Annotated in this window: 12 protein-coding genes and 4 pseudogenes; 7 read left to right on the plus strand and 9 right to left on the minus strand. The window is 62.4% G+C overall.

Features of this window, described 5'->3' with window-relative positions; genetic code table 11:
* Positions 1-282 precede the first annotated feature (282 nt).
* From OMP40_RS12080 to OMP40_RS12105, 6 genes and pseudogenes are all read right to left on the minus strand, one after another.
* Positions 283-3,309, minus strand: a complete 3,027-nt coding sequence (locus OMP40_RS12080; RefSeq protein WP_277531613.1) for a glycosyl hydrolase — start codon at positions 3,307-3,309, stop codon at positions 283-285.
* A 98-nt stretch (positions 3,310-3,407) separates the two neighbouring features.
* Entirely contained in the window at positions 3,408-4,532 is a 1,125-nt protein-coding gene (locus tag OMP40_RS12085) for a helix-turn-helix transcriptional regulator (protein WP_277531614.1), read from the minus strand.
* A 256-nt stretch (positions 4,533-4,788) separates the two neighbouring features.
* A pseudogene (locus OMP40_RS41545) lies at positions 4,789-4,989 on the minus strand (response regulator transcription factor); the annotation flags it as partial.
* Positions 4,949-6,712, minus strand: a complete 1,764-nt coding sequence (locus tag OMP40_RS12095; protein WP_277531618.1) for a cache domain-containing sensor histidine kinase — start codon at positions 6,710-6,712, stop codon at positions 4,949-4,951. The gene OMP40_RS12095 and the pseudogene OMP40_RS41545, both read right to left, overlap by 41 nt.
* A gap of 1,665 nt (positions 6,713-8,377) precedes the next feature.
* The gene (locus OMP40_RS12100; protein WP_277531620.1) at positions 8,378-9,496 is read right to left on the minus strand and encodes a carbohydrate ABC transporter permease; all 1,119 of its coding nucleotides are present in this window, start codon (positions 9,494-9,496) and stop codon (positions 8,378-8,380) included.
* Positions 9,497-9,508: 12 nt separating this feature from the next.
* Positions 9,509-10,474 (minus strand): ABC transporter permease, encoded by a 966-nt coding sequence (locus OMP40_RS12105; protein ID WP_277531621.1) that lies wholly within the window; start codon positions 10,472-10,474, stop codon positions 9,509-9,511.
* Between the two features lie 577 nt (positions 10,475-11,051).
* Between OMP40_RS12105 and OMP40_RS41550 the strand changes: the two are divergent.
* Positions 11,052-11,315 (plus strand): annotated as a pseudogene (locus tag OMP40_RS41550) (copper amine oxidase N-terminal domain-containing protein); the annotation flags it as partial.
* A gap of 19 nt (positions 11,316-11,334) precedes the next feature.
* A complete protein-coding gene (locus OMP40_RS12110) occupies positions 11,335-11,826 on the plus strand; it encodes a copper amine oxidase N-terminal domain-containing protein (RefSeq protein ID WP_277531623.1) in 492 nt (163 codons plus the stop codon).
* A 121-nt stretch (positions 11,827-11,947) separates the two neighbouring features.
* On the opposite strand, the gene OMP40_RS12115 is transcribed toward OMP40_RS12110, so the two are convergent.
* Complete coding sequence (locus tag OMP40_RS12115; RefSeq protein ID WP_277531625.1) at positions 11,948-12,859, minus strand: pseudouridine-5'-phosphate glycosidase; 912 nt, start codon at positions 12,857-12,859, stop codon at positions 11,948-11,950.
* 37 nt (positions 12,860-12,896) lie between these two features.
* Positions 12,897-14,009 carry a carbohydrate kinase gene (locus OMP40_RS12120; RefSeq protein ID WP_277531626.1) on the minus strand — a complete coding sequence of 371 codons (1,113 nt, stop codon included), beginning with the start codon at positions 14,007-14,009 and terminating at the stop codon, positions 12,897-12,899.
* Positions 14,010-14,156: 147 nt separating this feature from the next.
* Here OMP40_RS12120 and OMP40_RS12125 point away from each other — a divergent pair.
* The 4 genes and pseudogenes from OMP40_RS12125 to OMP40_RS12140 all read left to right on the plus strand — a co-directional run.
* A pseudogene (locus tag OMP40_RS12125) lies at positions 14,157-14,571 on the plus strand (BlaI/MecI/CopY family transcriptional regulator); the annotation flags it as partial.
* Between the two features lie 192 nt (positions 14,572-14,763).
* Positions 14,764-15,633, plus strand: coding sequence for a M56 family metallopeptidase (locus tag OMP40_RS12130; protein ID WP_277533131.1), 870 nt, complete (start codon positions 14,764-14,766; stop codon positions 15,631-15,633).
* Complete coding sequence (gene lspA / locus OMP40_RS12135; protein ID WP_277533132.1) at positions 15,534-15,986, plus strand: signal peptidase II; 453 nt, start codon at positions 15,534-15,536, stop codon at positions 15,984-15,986. Before OMP40_RS12130 ends, lspA begins: the two co-directional genes overlap by 100 nt.
* A gap of 36 nt (positions 15,987-16,022) precedes the next feature.
* Positions 16,023-16,214 (plus strand): annotated as a pseudogene (locus OMP40_RS12140) (helix-hairpin-helix domain-containing protein); the annotation flags it as partial.
* Positions 16,215-16,277: 63 nt separating this feature from the next.
* Here OMP40_RS12140 and OMP40_RS12145 read toward each other — a convergent pair.
* Positions 16,278-17,582, minus strand: a complete 1,305-nt coding sequence (locus OMP40_RS12145; protein ID WP_277531629.1) for a VPS10 domain-containing protein — start codon at positions 17,580-17,582, stop codon at positions 16,278-16,280.
* Between the two features lie 171 nt (positions 17,583-17,753).
* Here OMP40_RS12145 and OMP40_RS12150 point away from each other — a divergent pair, with 171 nt between their 5' ends.
* A complete protein-coding gene (locus OMP40_RS12150) occupies positions 17,754-18,719 on the plus strand; it encodes a C-terminal binding protein (RefSeq protein WP_277531631.1) in 966 nt (321 codons plus the stop codon).
* Positions 18,720-18,735 lie beyond the last annotated feature (16 nt).

Raw genomic sequence — 18,735 nt, forward strand, 5'->3', positions numbered from 1 at the left:
GGCGAAGTCTCTCGTTTTGGTGGTGCCGGACTGGATACTCGCTCGTCGCGGGTGGCTGTAAAGTAACTTTTTGCTCTTACAGCCCATATTGCGCTCCGTACGGCCGTTCTAAAGTAACTTTTTTACTCTTAGAGCGCACATTGTGCTCGGCGAGGCTATTGTAAAGTAACTTTTTGCTCTTACAGCCCACATTTTGCTCGAAGCGGCCGCTGTAAAGTAACTTTTTTGCGCTTACAGCTCATATTGGGCTCGAAGCGGCCGTTGTAAAGTAACTTTTTGCGCTTACAGCCCAACTTGTGCTTGGTGCTGCGACTGTAACATCAGTCTGGCCGGGCCGATCAGCCCCGCAGGCGCCGGCGTCCGGCGGCCGAAGGCCTCGTCCCGGAAAAAGCCGCCGAGCGTGTTGGTGATCTCCGCTCTAATGCGGCCGCCGGAAGACAGCCAATGCAGCGGAAACGTCCAGCGGTACGGCGGACAGATGGCCGGAGCCAGCTTATGGCCGTTCACGGAGACGGCCGCGAGTTCGCCGACTTCGCCGAGGTCGAGCAGACCGCATAGCTCGGCGACCTCCAGCGCGCCGTCTCCTGGCTCGGCATCGAGAGGCACGAGCGCATCCCCGATCGGTCCGAGCTCTATCTCATAGACGAGGGTGCCTGAAAAGGCGGCCAGCTCCGGGCAGGCGTGCCAATCGCCAACGCCGAGCGCCGATAGGTCGGCGGGGACCGGCAGGCTGCCGGACCGCGACAGGTCGGCCGACAGCGGAGCCCCTTCGAGCGGCGTGCGGCATTCGACGACGCGCCAGTCGTGAAGGGCGAGCTCCGCGATCGTATGCGCCGGCGGCGTTCCGGCCGGCCGCCCCGCGCCCGCAGGCTCGTCGAACATCGCTTCGGCTGCGGGCGCTGCTGTCTCCGCGGGCTTCAGCACGACGAACACCGCTTCATAAGGCTCGAGCCGGAGCCGGACGACGACACTGCCATCGCCAGCGACACCGCCATCGTCAGCCACATTGCCGTCATCGACACCGCCATCTTCAGCCACACTGCCGTCATCGACACCGCCATCGTCAGCCACACTGCCGCCACCGTCGCCATCTGTACGATCGCCGTCAAAGTCGCCGCCGCCCCGAGATTTGCCTGCGGCGGGCTCGATCCGGCCGTCCATCGGGTGCCAGAGCTCGGGCGCGCCCGAGCCCGGCAGCGCGACCTCGCCGTCGAAGACCGATTCCACGCCCTCGTTGCGCAGGAAAAAGATATCGAGCGCCCCGCGCCGATAATGGCAGTAGCGCAAATCCGCAAACGGCGCCCCGATGCCGATGCCTGGCGCGACCGTCTCGCGCAGCGCGGCGCCAAGCGCCTCCGCGGGAGCGGCACGGACGCCGCCAGCCGCGGCCGCTGCCGCCAGCTCCGCCCGAAGCGCCGCATGCTGCCCTTCGCATTCGGACGCGGGAATCCCGCCTACGGCCAATATACGCCCGCCCGCCTCCGCGAAGGCGCGCAGCCGAGCGGCTGCGGCCAGCGGAAGCGTCTCGACGCCGGGCAGCACGATCGCCCGGAAGCGCTCGCGGCCGATCAGCAGCTCGCCGTCGCTTATAAGGCAGCGCGACTCGTCCGCCAGCATATCGCAGGACAAAATATCGAAGTCGTACTGGTCTTCGGACAGCAGGCGGCATACCTCGTCCAGCCGGTCGTTATCCCCGCACCAATGCGACTCCGCCGGATACAGCACGGCTACGGGGGCGACATGATCGCCCTCCTTCAGCATCAGGCACGAACGGTTCGCGTAGTCCGCCCACTGCCGGAAGTAAGGCCACTGCGGGTTGCGCCCGCCCGCGTAGAAATGCGGCGGACAGTCCGGATCGGGGAACAGCGGCGAAAAAGCGTGCGGAACGTACCAGTTCGTGCCCCGCGCCGTCATCCAGTCGGTCAGCCACTTCATCTCGCGCAGTCCGAGGTCCCAGCCGTACGCGCCGAAGTTTTCGCACATGACCAGGTTCGTGCCGACCTCCAGATGCGCGGCGGACTGCGCCAGCTTGGGCAGCGTGAAGTGAAAGAAAGCCGGGTAAGGCGCGTCGCGGTAGTGGCGCCACTGCGGATACTGCTCCTCGTACGGCGTCCGCTTCTGCTCCGAGTCGAGCTGGCGCAGCACGAAGTCGTACCCGCCCATATCGAAATGCTTCGTCGCGCGGAAAAAATGGCCGACGCCGTAACCGTGATGCATATGCGCGTGATTGTCTTCGACGACGTGTCCGATGAAGGCGACACCGTGGCGATGGCACCAAGCCTGGAGGCGTCCGAAAAAGTTCGCCGAAAACAAGCGCGTCATGACATCCATAAAGTCGTAGCGCACCGGAGGGAGGGCTCCCCGGGCAAACTCCGCGTTCGCGGACGCGCGGGCGTCGCCCGCCTCTTGCCAGAGCAGGTCGGCCCAGTCGAGTAGCTCGTAGCCTTTGGCGTCGGCAAACGTTTCGGCCAACGGGGCGGTCCAAGGGAAGCATGGCGTATCCTCGCCGAACAGCGCGTCGTAGGAGCCGAAGTTCTCGAAGCTCGTCTCGTCGCCGAAAAAGCCCTTGATCGTCGTCCCCCAATACGGAGCGAATCTGCGCCGGGTCTCCTCGTAAGTCAGCTCGATAAAGCGATCCGTGACCTCGGGATCGATATAGTCGACCATCCGGTCGAACATTCGCCCGCTCCAGGAAGGCGTCAGGCCGATGACATGCACCGTCCATAGCTCGCCACCGGCGTCATCCCCGTTTTGTACTCCGTCCCCGTCTCCATGGTGGTCGCCGTCTCGCCGGATCTCATCCCTCCAGGACGCGAACTCCCGCTCCGTCGGGAAGACGACCCGTTTGCCGCCGTCTGCCGGACCGGACGTGCAGATGATGCGCAGCAACGTCTCCATCGGATGCGCGTCGTCTCCCGGCGGAAGCGCATAGGCCGAAGCGCCGTCCCACTGCGACGTTCGCTTGATCAGCACGCGCATCCGGTACTGCGGGTGTCCCTCCAGCACACGGCCGCCGGCAATGCCGGAAGGATAATATTCCTCGTCGAAAATCCAGACGTCCATGCCGCGCGCCGCGGCCTCGTCCAAGCAGTAGCCGACGTCGCGCCACCAGCGATCGCCGAGGTAGTCGCTATGCGGCCGGGACTCGATGATGAAGCCCCCCGAGCCGGCATCGTCCATGGCCGCAATCTCCGCGCGGATGACGGATTCGGTCTCCCGCTCGTCTCCGTGCAGCCACAGCAGCGGATACAGGCTGCGCGGCGGGTTGGCGGACTGGAATGCGGCCCGCAGTTTGCCATACTCGCTCATGATATCGTCACGCTCCAAACCGTATTCGTTTTGGTCCTGACTGTTTTGGTCCTGACTATCGTTTGCTCTCGATCCGATCTGTCTTCGCCCTTGCCGGTCTATGTCCGGCAGCGCGACTCGCGCATTCGCGCCCGGTACTCTTGCGGACTCGTCTCGTACTTGTCGGCGAACAGTCTGGAGAAGTAGCGCGAGTTGGGAATGCCGACGCCGGCGGCGACCTCGTATATTTTCAGATCCGTGCGCAGCAGCAGCTCGCGGGCGCGCTCCAGCCGGTAATCCTGCAAGTAATCGGAAAAGCTCTGACCCGTCTCTTGCCGAAACAGCGCGCCGAACCAGCTTGGGCTCAGGCTGACATGTCTCGCTGCCGTCTGCAGGTCGAGCTCCTCGCTGTATTGCGTCTCGACGAGACGCAGCGCTTCCCGAATCTCGGACCGGATGGCGGGAGCCGGAGGAGGCGTCTCCCGCAGCAGCTCCGCCGCTTCCTCCACCGCAGCCCGCAGCTCCGTCATATGGCCGGCGGCCGCGATCCGCTGCTGGAGCCGCTGCCGCAGCGGCGCCTCCGTCCCCTCGCGCAGCCTGACCGTGCCGTCGTGCAGGCAGCCGGCCAGCGCCGCGCCCATCAGGCGAAGCCGGGCGGGCGCCGGCCTGTGCGCGGCCGCTTCGTCCGCCCATCGCAGCAGCGCCTCGCCCGCCGCGGCATAATCGTGGCGCTCCATCGCGGCGCGGCAATCCCGCAGCAGCGCGTCGAGCCGATCCGGCGGGTATTCGCCCGGCGCGGTCTCGTCCCGCGTCGCGACCGGCTCGCCCGGCGGCGCGTAAAAGGCGGCGTCCAGCAGCCGCCGGCATTCCGCCAGCGCGCGCGGCAGCAGCAGCAGGTCGCCGCGCTGATCGGACAGCGCCTGCACGGTCGGCACGCCGAGCGCGCGGCAGGCCTCGCCGCCGCGGCGCAGCGCGTTCATCGTCCAGCCGAGGAAGTCCGCGCCCTCGCTCCGCTCCCGCGAGACGGCGAGCATCGCCCACAGGCCGGGCTCTACGGGCAGAACCAGCGACGCGTAAGGCCCGCTCTCGTCCTCGAACGCCGTCTCCGCGGAGAGGAGCGTCCTCGCGCGCTCCGGCGCGAATCGGATCAGCGCGAGCCGATGCTGCCGCGCGGAAAAGGACAGGGCGGCGAGCTGGTCGAGCGAGGCGCGCGCCTCGTCTCCGGAGAGAAGCAGCTCCAGCAAGAGCTGCCGTATCGCCTTGCGGCGGTGGCGGCGCTCCCGCCGGATATCGTCGGCCGCCTTGGACAGGCAGGCGACGAACTCCGCCTCGGACAGCAGCAGCTTGGTGATATAATCGTGGGCGCCAAGGCGAAGCGCCGCCTGAATCTTGTCGAAGTCCTCGTAGCAAGTGAGCAGAATGACCTTGGGGGGCCGCGGCCATTCCCCGCACTCGCTCCAGCAGCCGGAGGCCGTCCAGCACGGGCATGCCGATATCCGCGACCACGATGTCCGGCGCGGACGCCCGGATCATGCGCCAGGCCTGTTCGCCGTTCTCGGCTTCGCCCGCGATGGCGAAGCCGCGTTCCTCCAGCGCGAACGAGCGGATCCGCCTGCGGGCCATCGGCTCGTCGTCCACGACGAGTACCTTCATCGCCGGTTCATCCATCCGCCGTGCCCTCCTTAAGCGCCGGGCGGGCATCCGTCCCCGCCGGCAGCCTGATCGTCATTACCGTGCCTTCGCCTTCCGCGCTGTCGATGACGATCCCGTATTCGGAACCGTAGAATAGCCGGATGCGCCGGTGCACGTTTCGCACGCCGATGCCGAATTCCGACGTGTCGCCGTCTTCGCGCTCGAGCGCGGCGCGCAGCGCGTCAAGCCGCTCGCGCGTCATGCCCACGCCATTGTCCGCCACCGTCAGCAGCAGCACGCCGTCCGCGCTGTCGGCCGTCACGCTTAAGCTGCCGCGGCGTCCTTCCAGCGCATGCAGGCCGTGGAAGACGGCGTTTTCGACCAAAGGCTGAAGCACGAGCTTTAGCACCCGCAGGCGGCCGAGATCGTCCCCGGCCTGCGCGACGCGGCACTCGAACCGATGCTCGTACCGCACCGATTGAATGTACAGATAGTCCTTCGTATATTGCAGCTCGTCCGCCAGCGTCCGTACCTCGTTGCCGTCCAGACTGTACTTCAGCAGCCGGCACAGCACATGGATCATGGCGTGCAGCTCGGACTTCGTACTGAAGTCGACCATCATATCGATCGTATTGAGCGTGTTGTAAAGGAAATGGGGATTGATCTGCGACAGCAGCGCCTGCAGCTCGGATTGCCGCTTGGCGGCCTCCGTGCGCTGCAGGTCGGAGATCAGCTCCCTGACCGTATCCGTCATCCGGTTGAACTGGTTCGCCAGCTCGCCGAACTCGTCGCGGCGCACGACCGCCAGCTTCGTATCCAGCTTGCCTTTGGCGACCGTGCGCATGCCTTTGGTCAGCAGCAGGATCGGCCGCGTGAACCACCAGGATACCGCGATGTGAATGCAGAGGAAGCCCGCCAATCCGAAAAGCAGGATCGCCCAGGCGATCTGGCTGAGCGGCTCGAACCGCGACTCCAGCTTTTCCACGTCGCCTACGACGACGACCTTCCAGCCCAGATTGGCTTCCATGCTCGCGACGGAGTGGTAGACGCCCCGGCTGTCCAGGTAGGCCAGCGCCGAAGAGAGCGTTTGCACTTTTTCCTCCGAGAACAGCACGGGCGGAGAGGCCAGATCGGTCGCGCCGAGGTAATCGATCAGCGCGTCCTCGCGGTCGTACAGCAGCGTCTGCGTCTCGTAGCTGCCGGCGAACGCCGCGCTGCGCTCCAGAAAGGCGGACAGGTCGACGAGAAAAGCCAGATAGCCGATCAGCCGCCCGCCGTCGTCGTATACGGATTTGGTAACGATGCTCGTCGGCCCGAAGGCGCCGGACCGCCCGATGTCGGAGCGGATCGTATTCGACCATTCGAAGACGCCCCGGCTGCGCGACGCCTGCTCGTGGATCAGCGCCTCTTCCTTGTCGGAGAAGTTGCCCCAGAAGGAGGAGGGGTAGCCGGTGATCGCGCCGTCCGCGCCGATATAGACGACGCCTCGCACGAAGTCGGCCCGAACCTTGGCGACCGTATGCATCGCCTCGTACAGCCGGTCCCCCGCGCCGCCCTCCTGCTTCACGATCTCCTCCGTCTCCAGCATGTTGTACGTAATTTCGTTGTTGTAAATGCCGATCAGATGCACGACCTGGCCGGCCATGCCGGCCAGCGCCTCGTTCTGCGTATCCCGCAGGAAGTGCAGGGCGTTGGCTTTGGCGATCTGCGTGACGATGATGACGAACAGCGTGCTGGGGATGACCAGCAGCAGGATAAGCTTGTAGCGGGAGCCGATTCTGTACCAGTCCAAGGCGGCCGAGCTCCTCCCTCTGCGAGGCTTATGAAATACATCGATTATACGCACGATCGTTCGCCGCGTACAAGCCTCCATTAGAGCCGTGCGCCGCCGCGGCACCGGTCCGCGAACCGCCCGAAACCGGTGTCCGCGGACACCGGCTTGGCCTGCTTCGTTACTGCTTCTCGACCTTCAACTGCTCGGCCGCGCTGTCGATCAGCTTCTGGCCGCCGGCTTTTTTCCAGTCCTCCACGTATTTGTCCCAATCGTCGAACGACTTTTTGCCGAGCACGAACGAGATTTCGTTTTTGTTCTGGAAGTCGTTCAGCTTGGTGACGGTCGGTCCGTCGAGCGTCAGGTACATATCGTAGTTCTTGTAGCGCGGCATGGCGACGATCTGCTGGTTGAACTTGCTGCCGGCGACGCCGACGGGCTCGTCGTCGTACACCTGCCAGATCAGTGTATAGCCCAAGAACTGCCAGTCCGCGAGCGATTGATATTCCGGCTTCGCTTTCTGAATGTGGGTGTCCTTGATGAAAAAGACGTTCGTGCCGTCTTCATTCATCTGGACGCGGGACTCGCCGGGGAAAATCTCCGGTCCGCCGCCCTGCGACGCCGCCCAGTAGTTGACGTTCGGGTATATCAGCGTATCGATCAGATGCGCGATCCGCTTCAGCTTGCCGGGGTCGTTCGCCACCTTTTTCGAGACGATGAACAGGCCGCCGGGATTGCCGCCCGGACCGTACATGCCGCCCTTGCCGTCGCTCGATTTGAGCGGCTGGAGCGGTTCCCACAGTTTGACGGCCTCGGGATCCTTCTTTTTGGCGTTATACTGCTCGTCGACGATGTTCCAGCCCGGATACCAGACCATGCCGATCTGGTCGTTGAGACTGTACGCCTTGAACGGTTCCCAGCCGATCGTGTACCAGTCGGGGGCGAGCAGCTTCTCGTCGTACAGCTTCTTCGCGAATTGCAGGAACCGCTTCGTCGTCCCGTCGAGCATCGGATGGTTGATCTTGCCGTCCGCCACGTTCCAGCTCGGATGCCCGTACATCGTCTTCAGCGAATCCATCATCGACCAGCTGTTGCCGCCGCCGGCCGTGGCCATCAGCCAGGTGTCCGCCTTGCCGTCGCCGTCCGGGTCCTTCCCGACGACCGCCTTGGCGTAGGCGTACAGTTCGTCTTCGTTGGTCGGCGCGCTCATGCCGAGCTTCTGCAGCCAGTCCTGGCGGATGAAGTAGCTCCAGTTGTCCGGAAATACCGGATAGCGGGGAATGCCGATCATATTGCCGTCGACGGTCGCCCAGTTCGCATAGTCCTTGGTGACGTACTGCATCGTCTGCGGCATGTACGGCAGCATCTCGCGGGCGTCCAGCAGCTGGCCGCTGTTGTAGAGCGACAGCGCCACGTCCTTGAACGGGAACATGACGAGGTCCGGTTCGTCGCCGGAGGCGTAGCGGACGGTCACGGCGTTTTTCAGATCCTCGCCGTTCATGCTGGAGAACGTCAGGGAGACGTTGAATTGCTGTTCCAGATAGGTCTTGATCTTGTCCTCCGGCACCGGCTGGTTGAAGGCGCCCGCCACCATGATGTCCAGATCGTATTTCTTGCCCAGATCGTCGTAGGCGTAGCTGGCGCTGTCGACCGCCTTCGGCACGGCCGGGAACGCATCCGGGTAGTTCAGCTCCTTGAGCGGCGCTCCCGCATCGCCCCCGGACGGCTTGACGCTCGCTTCCCCGGTTGCGCTGGCGGTGGAGGCCGCGCCGCCGGACGGCGATGCTTGCTTGGGCGCGTTGCCGTTTCCGTTGCCGGAGCAGGCGCTAAGCAGGGTACAAGCGGCGACGGCCGCGGCCATGGCGGCGTAACGTTTTCTTTTTTCACGGGAATGCCCCCCTTCGATAATAGTAGTAGGTGCCTCAGCCCTTTTACGGAGCCCATGTACATGCCCTTGGCAAAATGCTTTTGCAAAAACGGATAGACGCACAGCACCGGGATGATGCCGACGACGACGGCCGCCATCTTCAGCGTCTCCGTGCTGATCGATTGCGACGTCTTCAGCATCGCGTTCATCGAGTCGCCGCTGACGGAGTCGATCGTAAGCATGTTCTTGAGCACCATCTGCAGCGGGTACAGCGACTTGTCGTTCAGGTACAGCAGCGCGTCGAACCAGCTGTTCCAGTGCGCGACCAGGTTGAACAGGCCGATAGCCGCGAGCGCGGGGGCCGCGAGCGGCAGCACGATCCGCCACAGCATGCTCCAGTCGCCGGCGCCGTCGATCCGCGCGGATTCGGTCAGGCCGTCGGGCAGATTTTCGATGAAAATCTTGATGACCAGCAGTCCGAAGCTGTCCACCATGATCGGCAGGATCATCGACCAGAACGAGTCGATCAGTCCCGTCTGCTCGACGACCAGATAGGTCGGGATCAGTCCGCCGTTGAACAGGATCGTGGCGAGGATGAAGAACAGGAAGATGCCGCGGCCGGGCAGCGTCCGCTGCGCCAGCACGTAAGCGCCGATGGCGGTGAGCGTCAGCGTCAGCAGCGGGCCGACCGTGCTCCGCAGGACGGAGACGACGAACGAATGCCAGATGACGGAGGAGGACATGATCCGTTTGTAGGCCTCCAGCGTCGGGGCATGAGGGACGATGACGAAATAATCGCGGGCGATCATCTCCGACTTGGTCGTCAGCGACATGCCGATGACATACAGCAGGGGAAAGACGGCAGATGCCGCGACGAGCAGGACGATGAGATGAATGACGATCTGGTAGGCGCGCTCGCCAGCCGAATTGCTTTTCATATGCAGCCTCCTCTACCAGATGCCGCGGCCGGTATACCGCTTCGCCAGCGTATTGCCGGCCAGGATGACGACCATGCCGATCAGCGACTGGAACAGGCCCACGGCCGTCCCTACGCTGAATTGCAGCCGGCTCAGTCCCTCGCGATACACCCACGTCTCGATGACGTCCGCCGTGTCGAGCACCGCTTTGTTATAGAACAGCAGGATCTGCTCGCCGCCCGCGAACAAAATATTGCCGAGGCTGAGGCAGAGCACGAAGGTGACGACAGGCAGAATGCCCGGCAGCGTGACGGCGAAGATGCGGCGGATCGGTCCGGCGCCGTCGATTCTGGCCGCCTCGTAGAGCTGGGCGTCGATCGTGCTGAGCGCCGCGAGATAGATGATCGTGCTCCAGCCGATCTCCTTCCACAATGCGGAGCCGATCAGGATCGGCCGGAACCAGCCCTCGGACAGGAAAAACTCGACTCGGGGCAGGCCCATCGCTTCCAGCACATTGTTGACGAAGCCCGTGCCGGTGGAGAAAAAGGCGAACACGATGCCGAAAATGATGACCCACGAAAAAAAGTGGGGGATGTAGACGGCGCTCTGCAGCCATTTTTTTAACTTGCCGGAAGACAGGTCGTGGAACATGATGGCCAGAATAATCGGCGGAAAAAAGCCGACGACGATGCGCAGCAGGCTGATCTCCACCGTATTGCGCAGCACGTTGACGATCTCGGGGTCTTCGAACATGACGCGGAAATTGTCCAGTCCGACCCAGGCGCTGTCGAACACGCCCATGCCGAGCTTCAGATCCTTGAAGGCGACGATCCAGGCAAGTCCGATCGGCCAGTAGCGGAACACGATATAGTAGACGGCTACCGGCAAAAACATCAGATACAGCATGCGATGCCGCACGATCCGCCGCCACAGCGTCACTTCGGCTGCGGGCGCTTCTGGGGCGGATACGGATGGGGCGGCCGGAACGGGCTGAGCCATTGCTCTCCTCCTTTGCAGTCCGTGTTAGCGTTTACAATTTTAGATTTTAGCACGACGCCTCGGCTCCGATGTGCACGGCACGACTGAAAATGTGCACGCGTGGATCGGATTGGGCTCAGATAGGAATGACCTGGTGGTATGAGCGGGTGGTCGGGAGCAAATGGAGACGTACGCGATCTCGTTGATAGCGCAGGAGGATTTTGATCAAGCGGAGACGATCCTGCTGTCGCTGGTATGTTTTACGAACGAACGCATCGAGCGGGGGGTTAAACGCCCTTTTCCGCCAAGAAAAGTATGACCCGGGTATCCTCTACAAGGCGGCAGGCCCGGCGATCCGCGATGAACTGATTCGATTGGTGCAACGCGACCTGGATTCAGGATGCGGAGTACCCCCGTGAATTATCAACAGTCCTGAATAAGAGTGGCAACGGGAGTCAGCCTGATCGAGACAGGCTCTGGCTCCTTTTTGCTTGAAAAAGCAACCTTTCTATGGCGTGAAGTGTTTATAGATTATATAAAGGAATTCTAGGAGGGCTTGATGTTGATGAAAAGGATCGTATCTATACTGGCTGCGGCGATGCTGATCGTGCCGACCTTAGCGACACCCTGTGGGACATCCTTTGCGAACAGCGTCCCTATTCAATTAGACAGCGGAAAGCTTCAAAACAATCGGGTGCTCATTCCTTTGCGGGCGGTATCGGAAAATCTGGGTGCGGATGTACAATGGAATCAACAAACGAAACAAATAACCATCACTCGGGACAGCACAACGATCGTACTCGAACTGGATTCTCCGAACGTATCGGTGAACCAAACCCAAGTGACGCTTGACGTGCCCGCGCAGTTATTTTACGGGGGGCATGACGTACGTTCCGCTGCGTTTTGTAAGCCAAACGCTGGGGGCGGAGGTCGGCTGGAATCAGCAAACCAAACAGGCGACGATTACGACGGCAGAACGACAGCTTGTCGTCAGTATGGACCAGAAAGCCGAAGTGCCGTCGTCCAGACGAATCACGGATCAGCGAGTCCAAGTACTGGTCGACAAATTAAATGAAGCGACCGACATTTCTGCGATGAAGCAAATCCGAACGTATTTCAGCCCTTATTTTACGGACCTATTTATTAACACCCTTGTTCAAAGCAAAGGACTTGAGAACGACTTTAAGTTTAAAACAATCTATCAATCAGGCGTTACCTATAAAGATGATCATACGGCGACCCTGGTTCAGTCTTCCGGGATGAATTCGGATAACGAGACGCTTTATCGGTATGCTACGCTGGTTTACGCGGATAAGAGCTGGAAGGTCAGTGCCGTTTCATTTAAGAAAGTGACCGAAATTTTGAATCCTTAATATTGCAGAGCAGGGTGAACGGCGATTAAGCTTACCAGTCTTACCGCCAAGCAGACGACAAAAAGGGGAAGAAGCGGCCGCGGCCGTCTCTTCCCCTTCTTGTCATTTCCGCTGACTTGACTTACTTCGCCTTCAGCGCCACGGCGATCTCCGCCGCGACCTTGGCGTTGTGGTACACGAGCTGGATGTTCGTGTCGAGGCTGCTGCCGCCCGTCAGCTCTTTGATCCGCCCGAGGAGGAACGGCGTCACGCGCTTGCCGGCAATATGCTGCGCGTTGGCTTCGTCCAGCGCCTGGCGGATGACGGCTTCCATCTTGTCCGCAGGCTGGGCGTACTCGGCCGGGACCGGGTTGGCGACGATCGCGCCGCCCGCAAGCCCGAGATGCCACTTCGTCCGCAGCATGGCGGCGACCTCTTCCGGCGTGTCGAGCCTGAAGTCGACGCCGAAGCCGCTCTCCCGTGCGTAGAACGAAGGGAACTCGTCCGTCTTGTAGCCGACGACGGGTACGCCCTGGGTCTCCAAATACTCGAGCGTGCGGCCGATGTCGAGGATGGACTTGGCGCCCGCGCAGACGACGGCGACGTTCGTCCGGGCCAGCTCGGTCAGGTCCGCGGACACGTCCATGCTGTTCTCGCCGTCGCGATGTACGCCGCCGATGCCGCCGGTGGCGAACACTTCGATGCCGGCCATCGCGGCGCCGATCATCGTGGCCGACACGGTCGTCGCGCCGATCTTGCCGGCGGACAGGATGTGCGCGAAGTCGCGGCGGCTTACCTTCTCGACGTGCGGCGTGTTGGCGAACGCTTCAAGTCCTTCCGCGTCGAGCCCGATCCGGATGCGGCCGTTCATGATGCCGATCGTCGCGGGGGCGGCTCCGTTTTCGCGGATGATGTCTTCGACCTTGCGGGCCATCTCGATATTTTGCGGATACGGCATGCCGTGCGAGATGATCGTCGTCTCCAGCGCGACGACCGGTTTGCCTTCGTTCAGCGCGTCCTGGACTTCCTTGGTCATTTGAAGATAAGGGTTCATGGGATCGTTTCCTTTCGCTAGATGGATGTGGGTGAAACTAAATTCGCGATTCGCGGACGGCTTCGGCTAGCCGTTCTTCATTCAGCTGCTCGGAGGAGGAGCTCGCAGTCTCAAGCGCGATGCGGGCGGCGGCCAGCCCTGACCGGCAGGCGTCTGCGAAGGCTTCGCCGCGCAGCACGCCGTAGGCGACGCCGGCGAGGAACGCGTCGCCGGCTCCGGTGACGTCGACGACACGGACCGGCAGCGCCGGCAGATGAAGCTCGCCGTCCGGCCCGGCGCAGTAGGCGCCGTGCTTGCCGAGCGTGATCAGCACATGGCCGGCGCCGCGCGCCAGGATCAGGCGGGCGAGCTCGGCCCATTCGGCGACGCCGCCGTCCGCCGTCGGCTCTTCGTCGCCCCGCCCTGCCAGCTGGCGCGCTTCGGCGAGGTTGGGGAATACCGCGGCGATGCCGTCCAGCCGCTCCGGCAGCTTCTTCGCCTTCTCCGGCGAGATCGGATCGACGAACAGCGGGAGCCCGGCGTCGCCGCAGCGGCGCGCCAGCCAGGCCAGGCTGGCGGCGGGAAGATTCGCGTCCGCGACAACCAGCTTCGAAGCGGCGATGTGCGGCCACTTCTCCTCAAGCGTGCCCGGCGTGATCCGCTCGTAGATGTCCATGTCGGCGAAGGCGATGAACAATTCCCCGTCTTCGCCGAGAATCGCGGTGTAGCTGCCTGTCTTCTCGCCGCTCAGCACGAGGGACGGGCCGATGTCGACGCCCTGGCTCGCCGTCCGCTCGAGCAGCCAGCTGCCGGCCTTGTCGTCGCCGACCGCCGTAAGCAGCGCGACGCGCGCGGAGAGGGCGGCGAGGTTGGCCGCGATGTTGCGCGCGACGCCGCCGCAGCTCTCCGCGACCGCGACGGGATTGGAGGCGCCGAGCCGCAGCGGCTGCTTGCCGCGGGCTTTGCTGTCCAGGTTCGCGCCTCCGATGCAGAGCACGCTGCCTTCCTCGGCGAGCACGTACGCTCTGCCGCGAATGCTGCCTTTGCGGGTCAGCGCCGCCACGTATCCCGCGACCGCGCTGCGGGAAATGCCGATGGCGTCCGCCAGCTCCTGCTGGGTGACGAACGGATTGCGCCGGATGAACGACAGTATTTGTTGTTCGCGGTCCATAGGCGGCTCCTCTCACGTTTTTAAACTTATGTTTGTATTATAGACAAAAGTCCGAAAACGATGCAACCCGAATATCGCGGCGGGGACCAACGTTGACGTGCGCGGCCGCGGAAAACTATAATCCGTAGTGTGAAGGGTGTGTAGAATATGAAGCTGCAAAATTTCAAAGTTCACGGGAACGGCCTCGAACGCTTTTTCGGACCGCTCGAAGCCAGGATCATGACCGCGCTTTGGGATGCGGAGGGCGAGCTGACGATCAAAGAAGTGCAGCAGGCGCTGAACAAGGACAAGGACAAGGAAATGAGCTTCAACACGGTCATGACGGTGATGAACCGGCTGGTGGACAAAGGGATATTGAGCAAAAAAGACGAATGCCAAATCGCATCGGTATCGCCCGGTCCTTACCCGCGACGAATTTCTCGAGGCGCAGTCGAAGGAGCTTGCCTTCGAGCTGGTCCACGAATTCGGCTCGCGCGCCGTCGCGCATATGGTCGATGCTTTGGAGCAGGTCGATCCCGACCTGCTGGACCAGCTGGAGCGACAGCTCAAACAACATAAAAAAGGAACGATAAACATGTGGGAAGCCCGCTCGAGATGGCTGCTCGCCCTATCATTGTCCGTTGCGGCGTTCGTGGCGGCGCAGATGGCGATGTTCGCGCTCAAGGTCGTCTTCCGGATCAGGCTGCCATTCGTGCTGTTCGACTACTGCGTCGCCTGGTTCCGTTACATGGGATTTCCCGTATCTCTTCCCTTGATGAGCGCGGTATTCGTCTCGACGCTGGCCTTCTGCGCGAGTCAGCTTGTCCGGGAGGCGGTCTGCGCCAGGCGATTCGGCAGCATGCTGCGCCGTTCGGCGGACGCCCGCCTGTCAAGGCGATACGGACGCCGGTTCGGCATCGGCCGGGGGCGGCTCGCGATCATCCGCGCGGAAGCGCCCGTCGCGATGACCGTCGGCCTTTTCCGGCCGCGGATCGTATTGTCCGCGGGACTGCTGCGCATGCTGGAGCCGGCCGAGCTCGCCGCGGTCGTCGCGCATGAGCGGCACCATCTGAGGCGCCGCGATCCGCTCGCGCTGTTCGCGCTGTCGCTAAGCCGCAAGGCGCTGTGGTACGTGCCGCTGCTCGGCTGGGCGGAGGACAAGTACAAGACGGCGGTCGAAGTGCTGGCGGACCGCCATGCGATCGCGTCGTCGAGCGGCGGCGCCGAAGCGCTGGGCGGCGCGCTGCTGAAGCTGCTGCGGCAGGCCGGGGTCGGGGGGGATGCCCGCGGCGAGCGCTTCCTTCGCGGACGCGTCGGTCAACGTGCGCATTCGGCTATTGCTGGATCCCCGGTACAGCCCCTCATGGAGACCGCCCCTTGCCGCTACGCTGCTTTCGTTCGCGGCGCTGGCGCTTTTGGCCGCGCTAAGCTAAAGAAGCGGTTAGCCGGGCAAGGCGCTGGCGCGCAACGGCGGGGTTCCAGATCGCGTATACTTAGGCAGAAGGAGGGATCGTCATGCGCCGTTGGTTCGGGCTCGTTTATATCGTGCTTTTCGCCGTCATCGCCGTCGATCAGCTGTCCAAGATCGCGGTCCGCAGGTCATTGCCGGTCGGGGACAGCTATTTATTCTGGCCCGGGGTGCTAAGGTTTACCCACATTGAAAATACGGGCGCGGCAGGCGGTTCGTTCGAAGGTTGGGGGCCGATTTTTATACCGGTCGCGATCGCGGTCGTCGTCTGGGTCGTTTACGCGCAGCGCAAGGGTAAGCTGAACAACCCCTGGTTAGCGGCGGGAGCGGGCTTTTTCGCGGGCGGCGCCGTCGGCAACGCGATCGATCGGCTGCTTTTCGCGCGGGTGACCGACTTTCTGGAGTGGACGGGCGGCAGAGGCATCATGAATCTGGCCGATCTCGCGATCAACGTCGGCGTCTTGCTCGGCATCGTGGGGATGCTGCTGGAAGCGCGGGCGGCCAGGAAAAATCCGGAGCCAGATGTGTGATTGGAGGACTTTCATGTGAACAAAGAGAGCGAAAGCGATTTTCTCTCCAAATTAAGCGCGCCTGCCCGAAGGGCGCTTGAACGGAATGGGATCACCTCGCTCCAGCGTCTGTCGGCTTATGCGGAGTCGGATATTCTGGAGATGCATGGCGTCGGTCCGAGTACGCTTCCCAAGCTGAGAATCGCATTGGAGGCGCACGGATTGTCGTTCAGAGAAAACCGAACATAGCCAAAAAAAGAAGCTTCAGGCTCGCACGATGCGGCCTTGAAGCTTCTTTTGTCTTGTAAACCGTTACTTGGCGGCGCTGCCTTCCGGTTTCGCGAACGTATGCGTCTGGGTCCAATGCGCGCCGCTGTCTTGCGACACGTATAGGACGGATGCGTTTTGCGAGTCGGTAAGAATCCAGGAGACATGTTTGGCGTCGGCCGCCGCGATCAGCTGCTTGCCGTATCCCGGAAGCTGCGGCTTGTCGTTCACCCAGGTCTTGCCGCCGTCCGTCGTGTAGCCCAACGTGTTCGGATTGTCGCAAGCCTGACATTGGCCGCCGAGGAAGGCCGTCTTCGTATCGACGACGTAAAGCGTGCCCGGCGAGCTGCCTTCGTTGGAAGGCACGCCTTTGTCGTCCATTTTAAAGCCTGGCGCCGGTCCTGCGCCGGCGGTGCTGTTGGCGACGACGGGCTGCCATGTTTTCCCGCCGTCCGCGGTATGGAAGAGCGAGTACGAAGTCTGGGTCATTCCAGAACCGCCGATCAGCTCGATCCAGGCGTCGTTTTTGCCGGCGGAGCGGATGACCGCGCCGTTCAGCGGCTCCTCCCAAGCCTTCGCGTAGACGGAGGTCCACGTCTTCCCGCCATCCTGCGTACGGAGGAAGCTGAATTTTTTGCCCGCCGTCTGCGTGACGGCCCAGCCGTTGCTCCGGTCGTGGAAGTAAACGTCGCCGACCTGGTCTTTGGGGACCGAGAGCTCCTGCCATGTCTTGCCGCCGTCCTGGGTCGTCCATGATCCGCTAAACGCCTCGTTCTCGTTTACGAAATGGAAAAAGGCGTAGCTCGGAATTTTCCCCGCGTCGCTCCAGTTTTTGCCGCCGTCCGTCGTTCTCACAAGCTTCACGGCCTTGGCGTCGCCGATGTCGAGCGTTGCCCACGCTTGTTGGTCGTTCAGCGCGAAAATCTGCAGCACTTCGTAGTTGTGCTTGTACTGCGTGCGCCAGGTTTTGCCGCCGTCGTCGGTTCTCGCGATCCATCCTTTGCCGCCCGTCCAGCCGCTCTTCGTGCCGGCCATGCGCAGCGCGGTCGGCGTTCCGAGGATCGCCTGCTGCGATTCGGACGCTGCGGCCGACGGCGCGGCGGAAGGCGACGCGCTCGGTTCCGAGGATGGACGCTGCGCCGGAATCGCGGAAGGCGAGGAGGCTCCGGCTTCGGCGTTAGAAGCTGCCGGGGGCGACGCGCTCGTGGCTTCGGACGCAGGTGCGGTAGCGGATACCGTCGCTGTCGCATCGCCTGATGAAGCCGCGTTACCGTTTTGGCCGCAAGCGGCGAGGGAAGCTGCGAGTATGGACGAGGCCAGCAGGAGGCTGAGCCGTTTTAATTTAGGCATGGCGTTTCATCTCCGTTTCTTCGTGATGGAAGTAGTTTAACCTTCATGAAGTTAGACGAACCGCCCGGCAGGGAAGTTGCCGGACAGAGGATTGGCTGATTTTAAGTATTGAGTACAATAAAATATTAATGTATACTAAAATAAATTATCGTATGTAAAGGGGCGTTTGTTGTGGGCTATCGGATTGCCATCGCCACGACGGAACCGGGATTCGCGGATTACGTGAACGAAAAGCGAATCTTGGAACCGCTTCCGGCCGAAATTGAGATTCGCGCTTGTCACACGGTTCAGGAGCTGATCGCGTTTTGCCGCGATGCGGATGCCATCCTGACCAATCACGCCCCGTTCACCAAGGAGGTCATCGATCAGCTTCAGCGCTGCAAGGTTATCGTTCGGTACGGAATCGGGTACGACACGGTGGATATCAAGGCGGCCGCGGCGAGGAACATTCCGGTCGTGAACGTGCCCGACTACGGTATTCAGGAGGTGGCCGATCATGCGGTCACGCTGCTGCTGAGCGCGGTGCGCAAAGTGACGATCATGGATCGCAACGTGAGGAGGGGAGATTGGCAGATCCAGTCGCTCGGCCCGATCGTCGGTCTTCGGGACAAAGTGCTCGGGCTGGCGGGATTCGGCAGCATTGCAAAGGAGGTCGCCCGCAGAGCCCAAGGCTTCCGTTTGCAAGTGATCGCATACGATCCGTTCGTGCCGGAGCACGCATTCGAGGCGTCGGGCGTTCGGAAGGTCGATTTTGACACGCTGCTGCGCGAGAGCGATTTGATCTCCTCCCACTTGCCGCTGAACGCCCAAACGGCGCATATTTTCGACCGGGAAGCTTTTCGGCGCATGAAAAGCACGGCTTACCTCGTCAACACGTCGCGGGGCGGCGTGGTTCGGACGTCCGATTTGGTATGGGCGCTGCAAAACGGCATCATCGCCGGCGCTGGTCTCGACGTGTTCGAGCAGGAGCCGATTGCCCCGGAGCATCCCTTGCTGGGCTTGGACAACTGCGTGCTGAGCCCCCATGCGGCCTGGTATTCGGAAGATGCAAGCGAGCGGCTACAGCGGTTTGCCGCCATGGAGGTCAAAAGGGTATTGACCGGAGAACGTCCGAAGCATGTCGTGAACGGCGTCTGACGCAGGCGGAACAAGG

Origin of the sequence: Cohnella rhizosphaerae, from assembly GCF_029525575.1 — a bacterium.
In the GTDB taxonomy this organism is placed as follows: Bacteria; Bacillota; Bacilli; order Paenibacillales; family Paenibacillaceae; genus Cohnella; species Cohnella rhizosphaerae.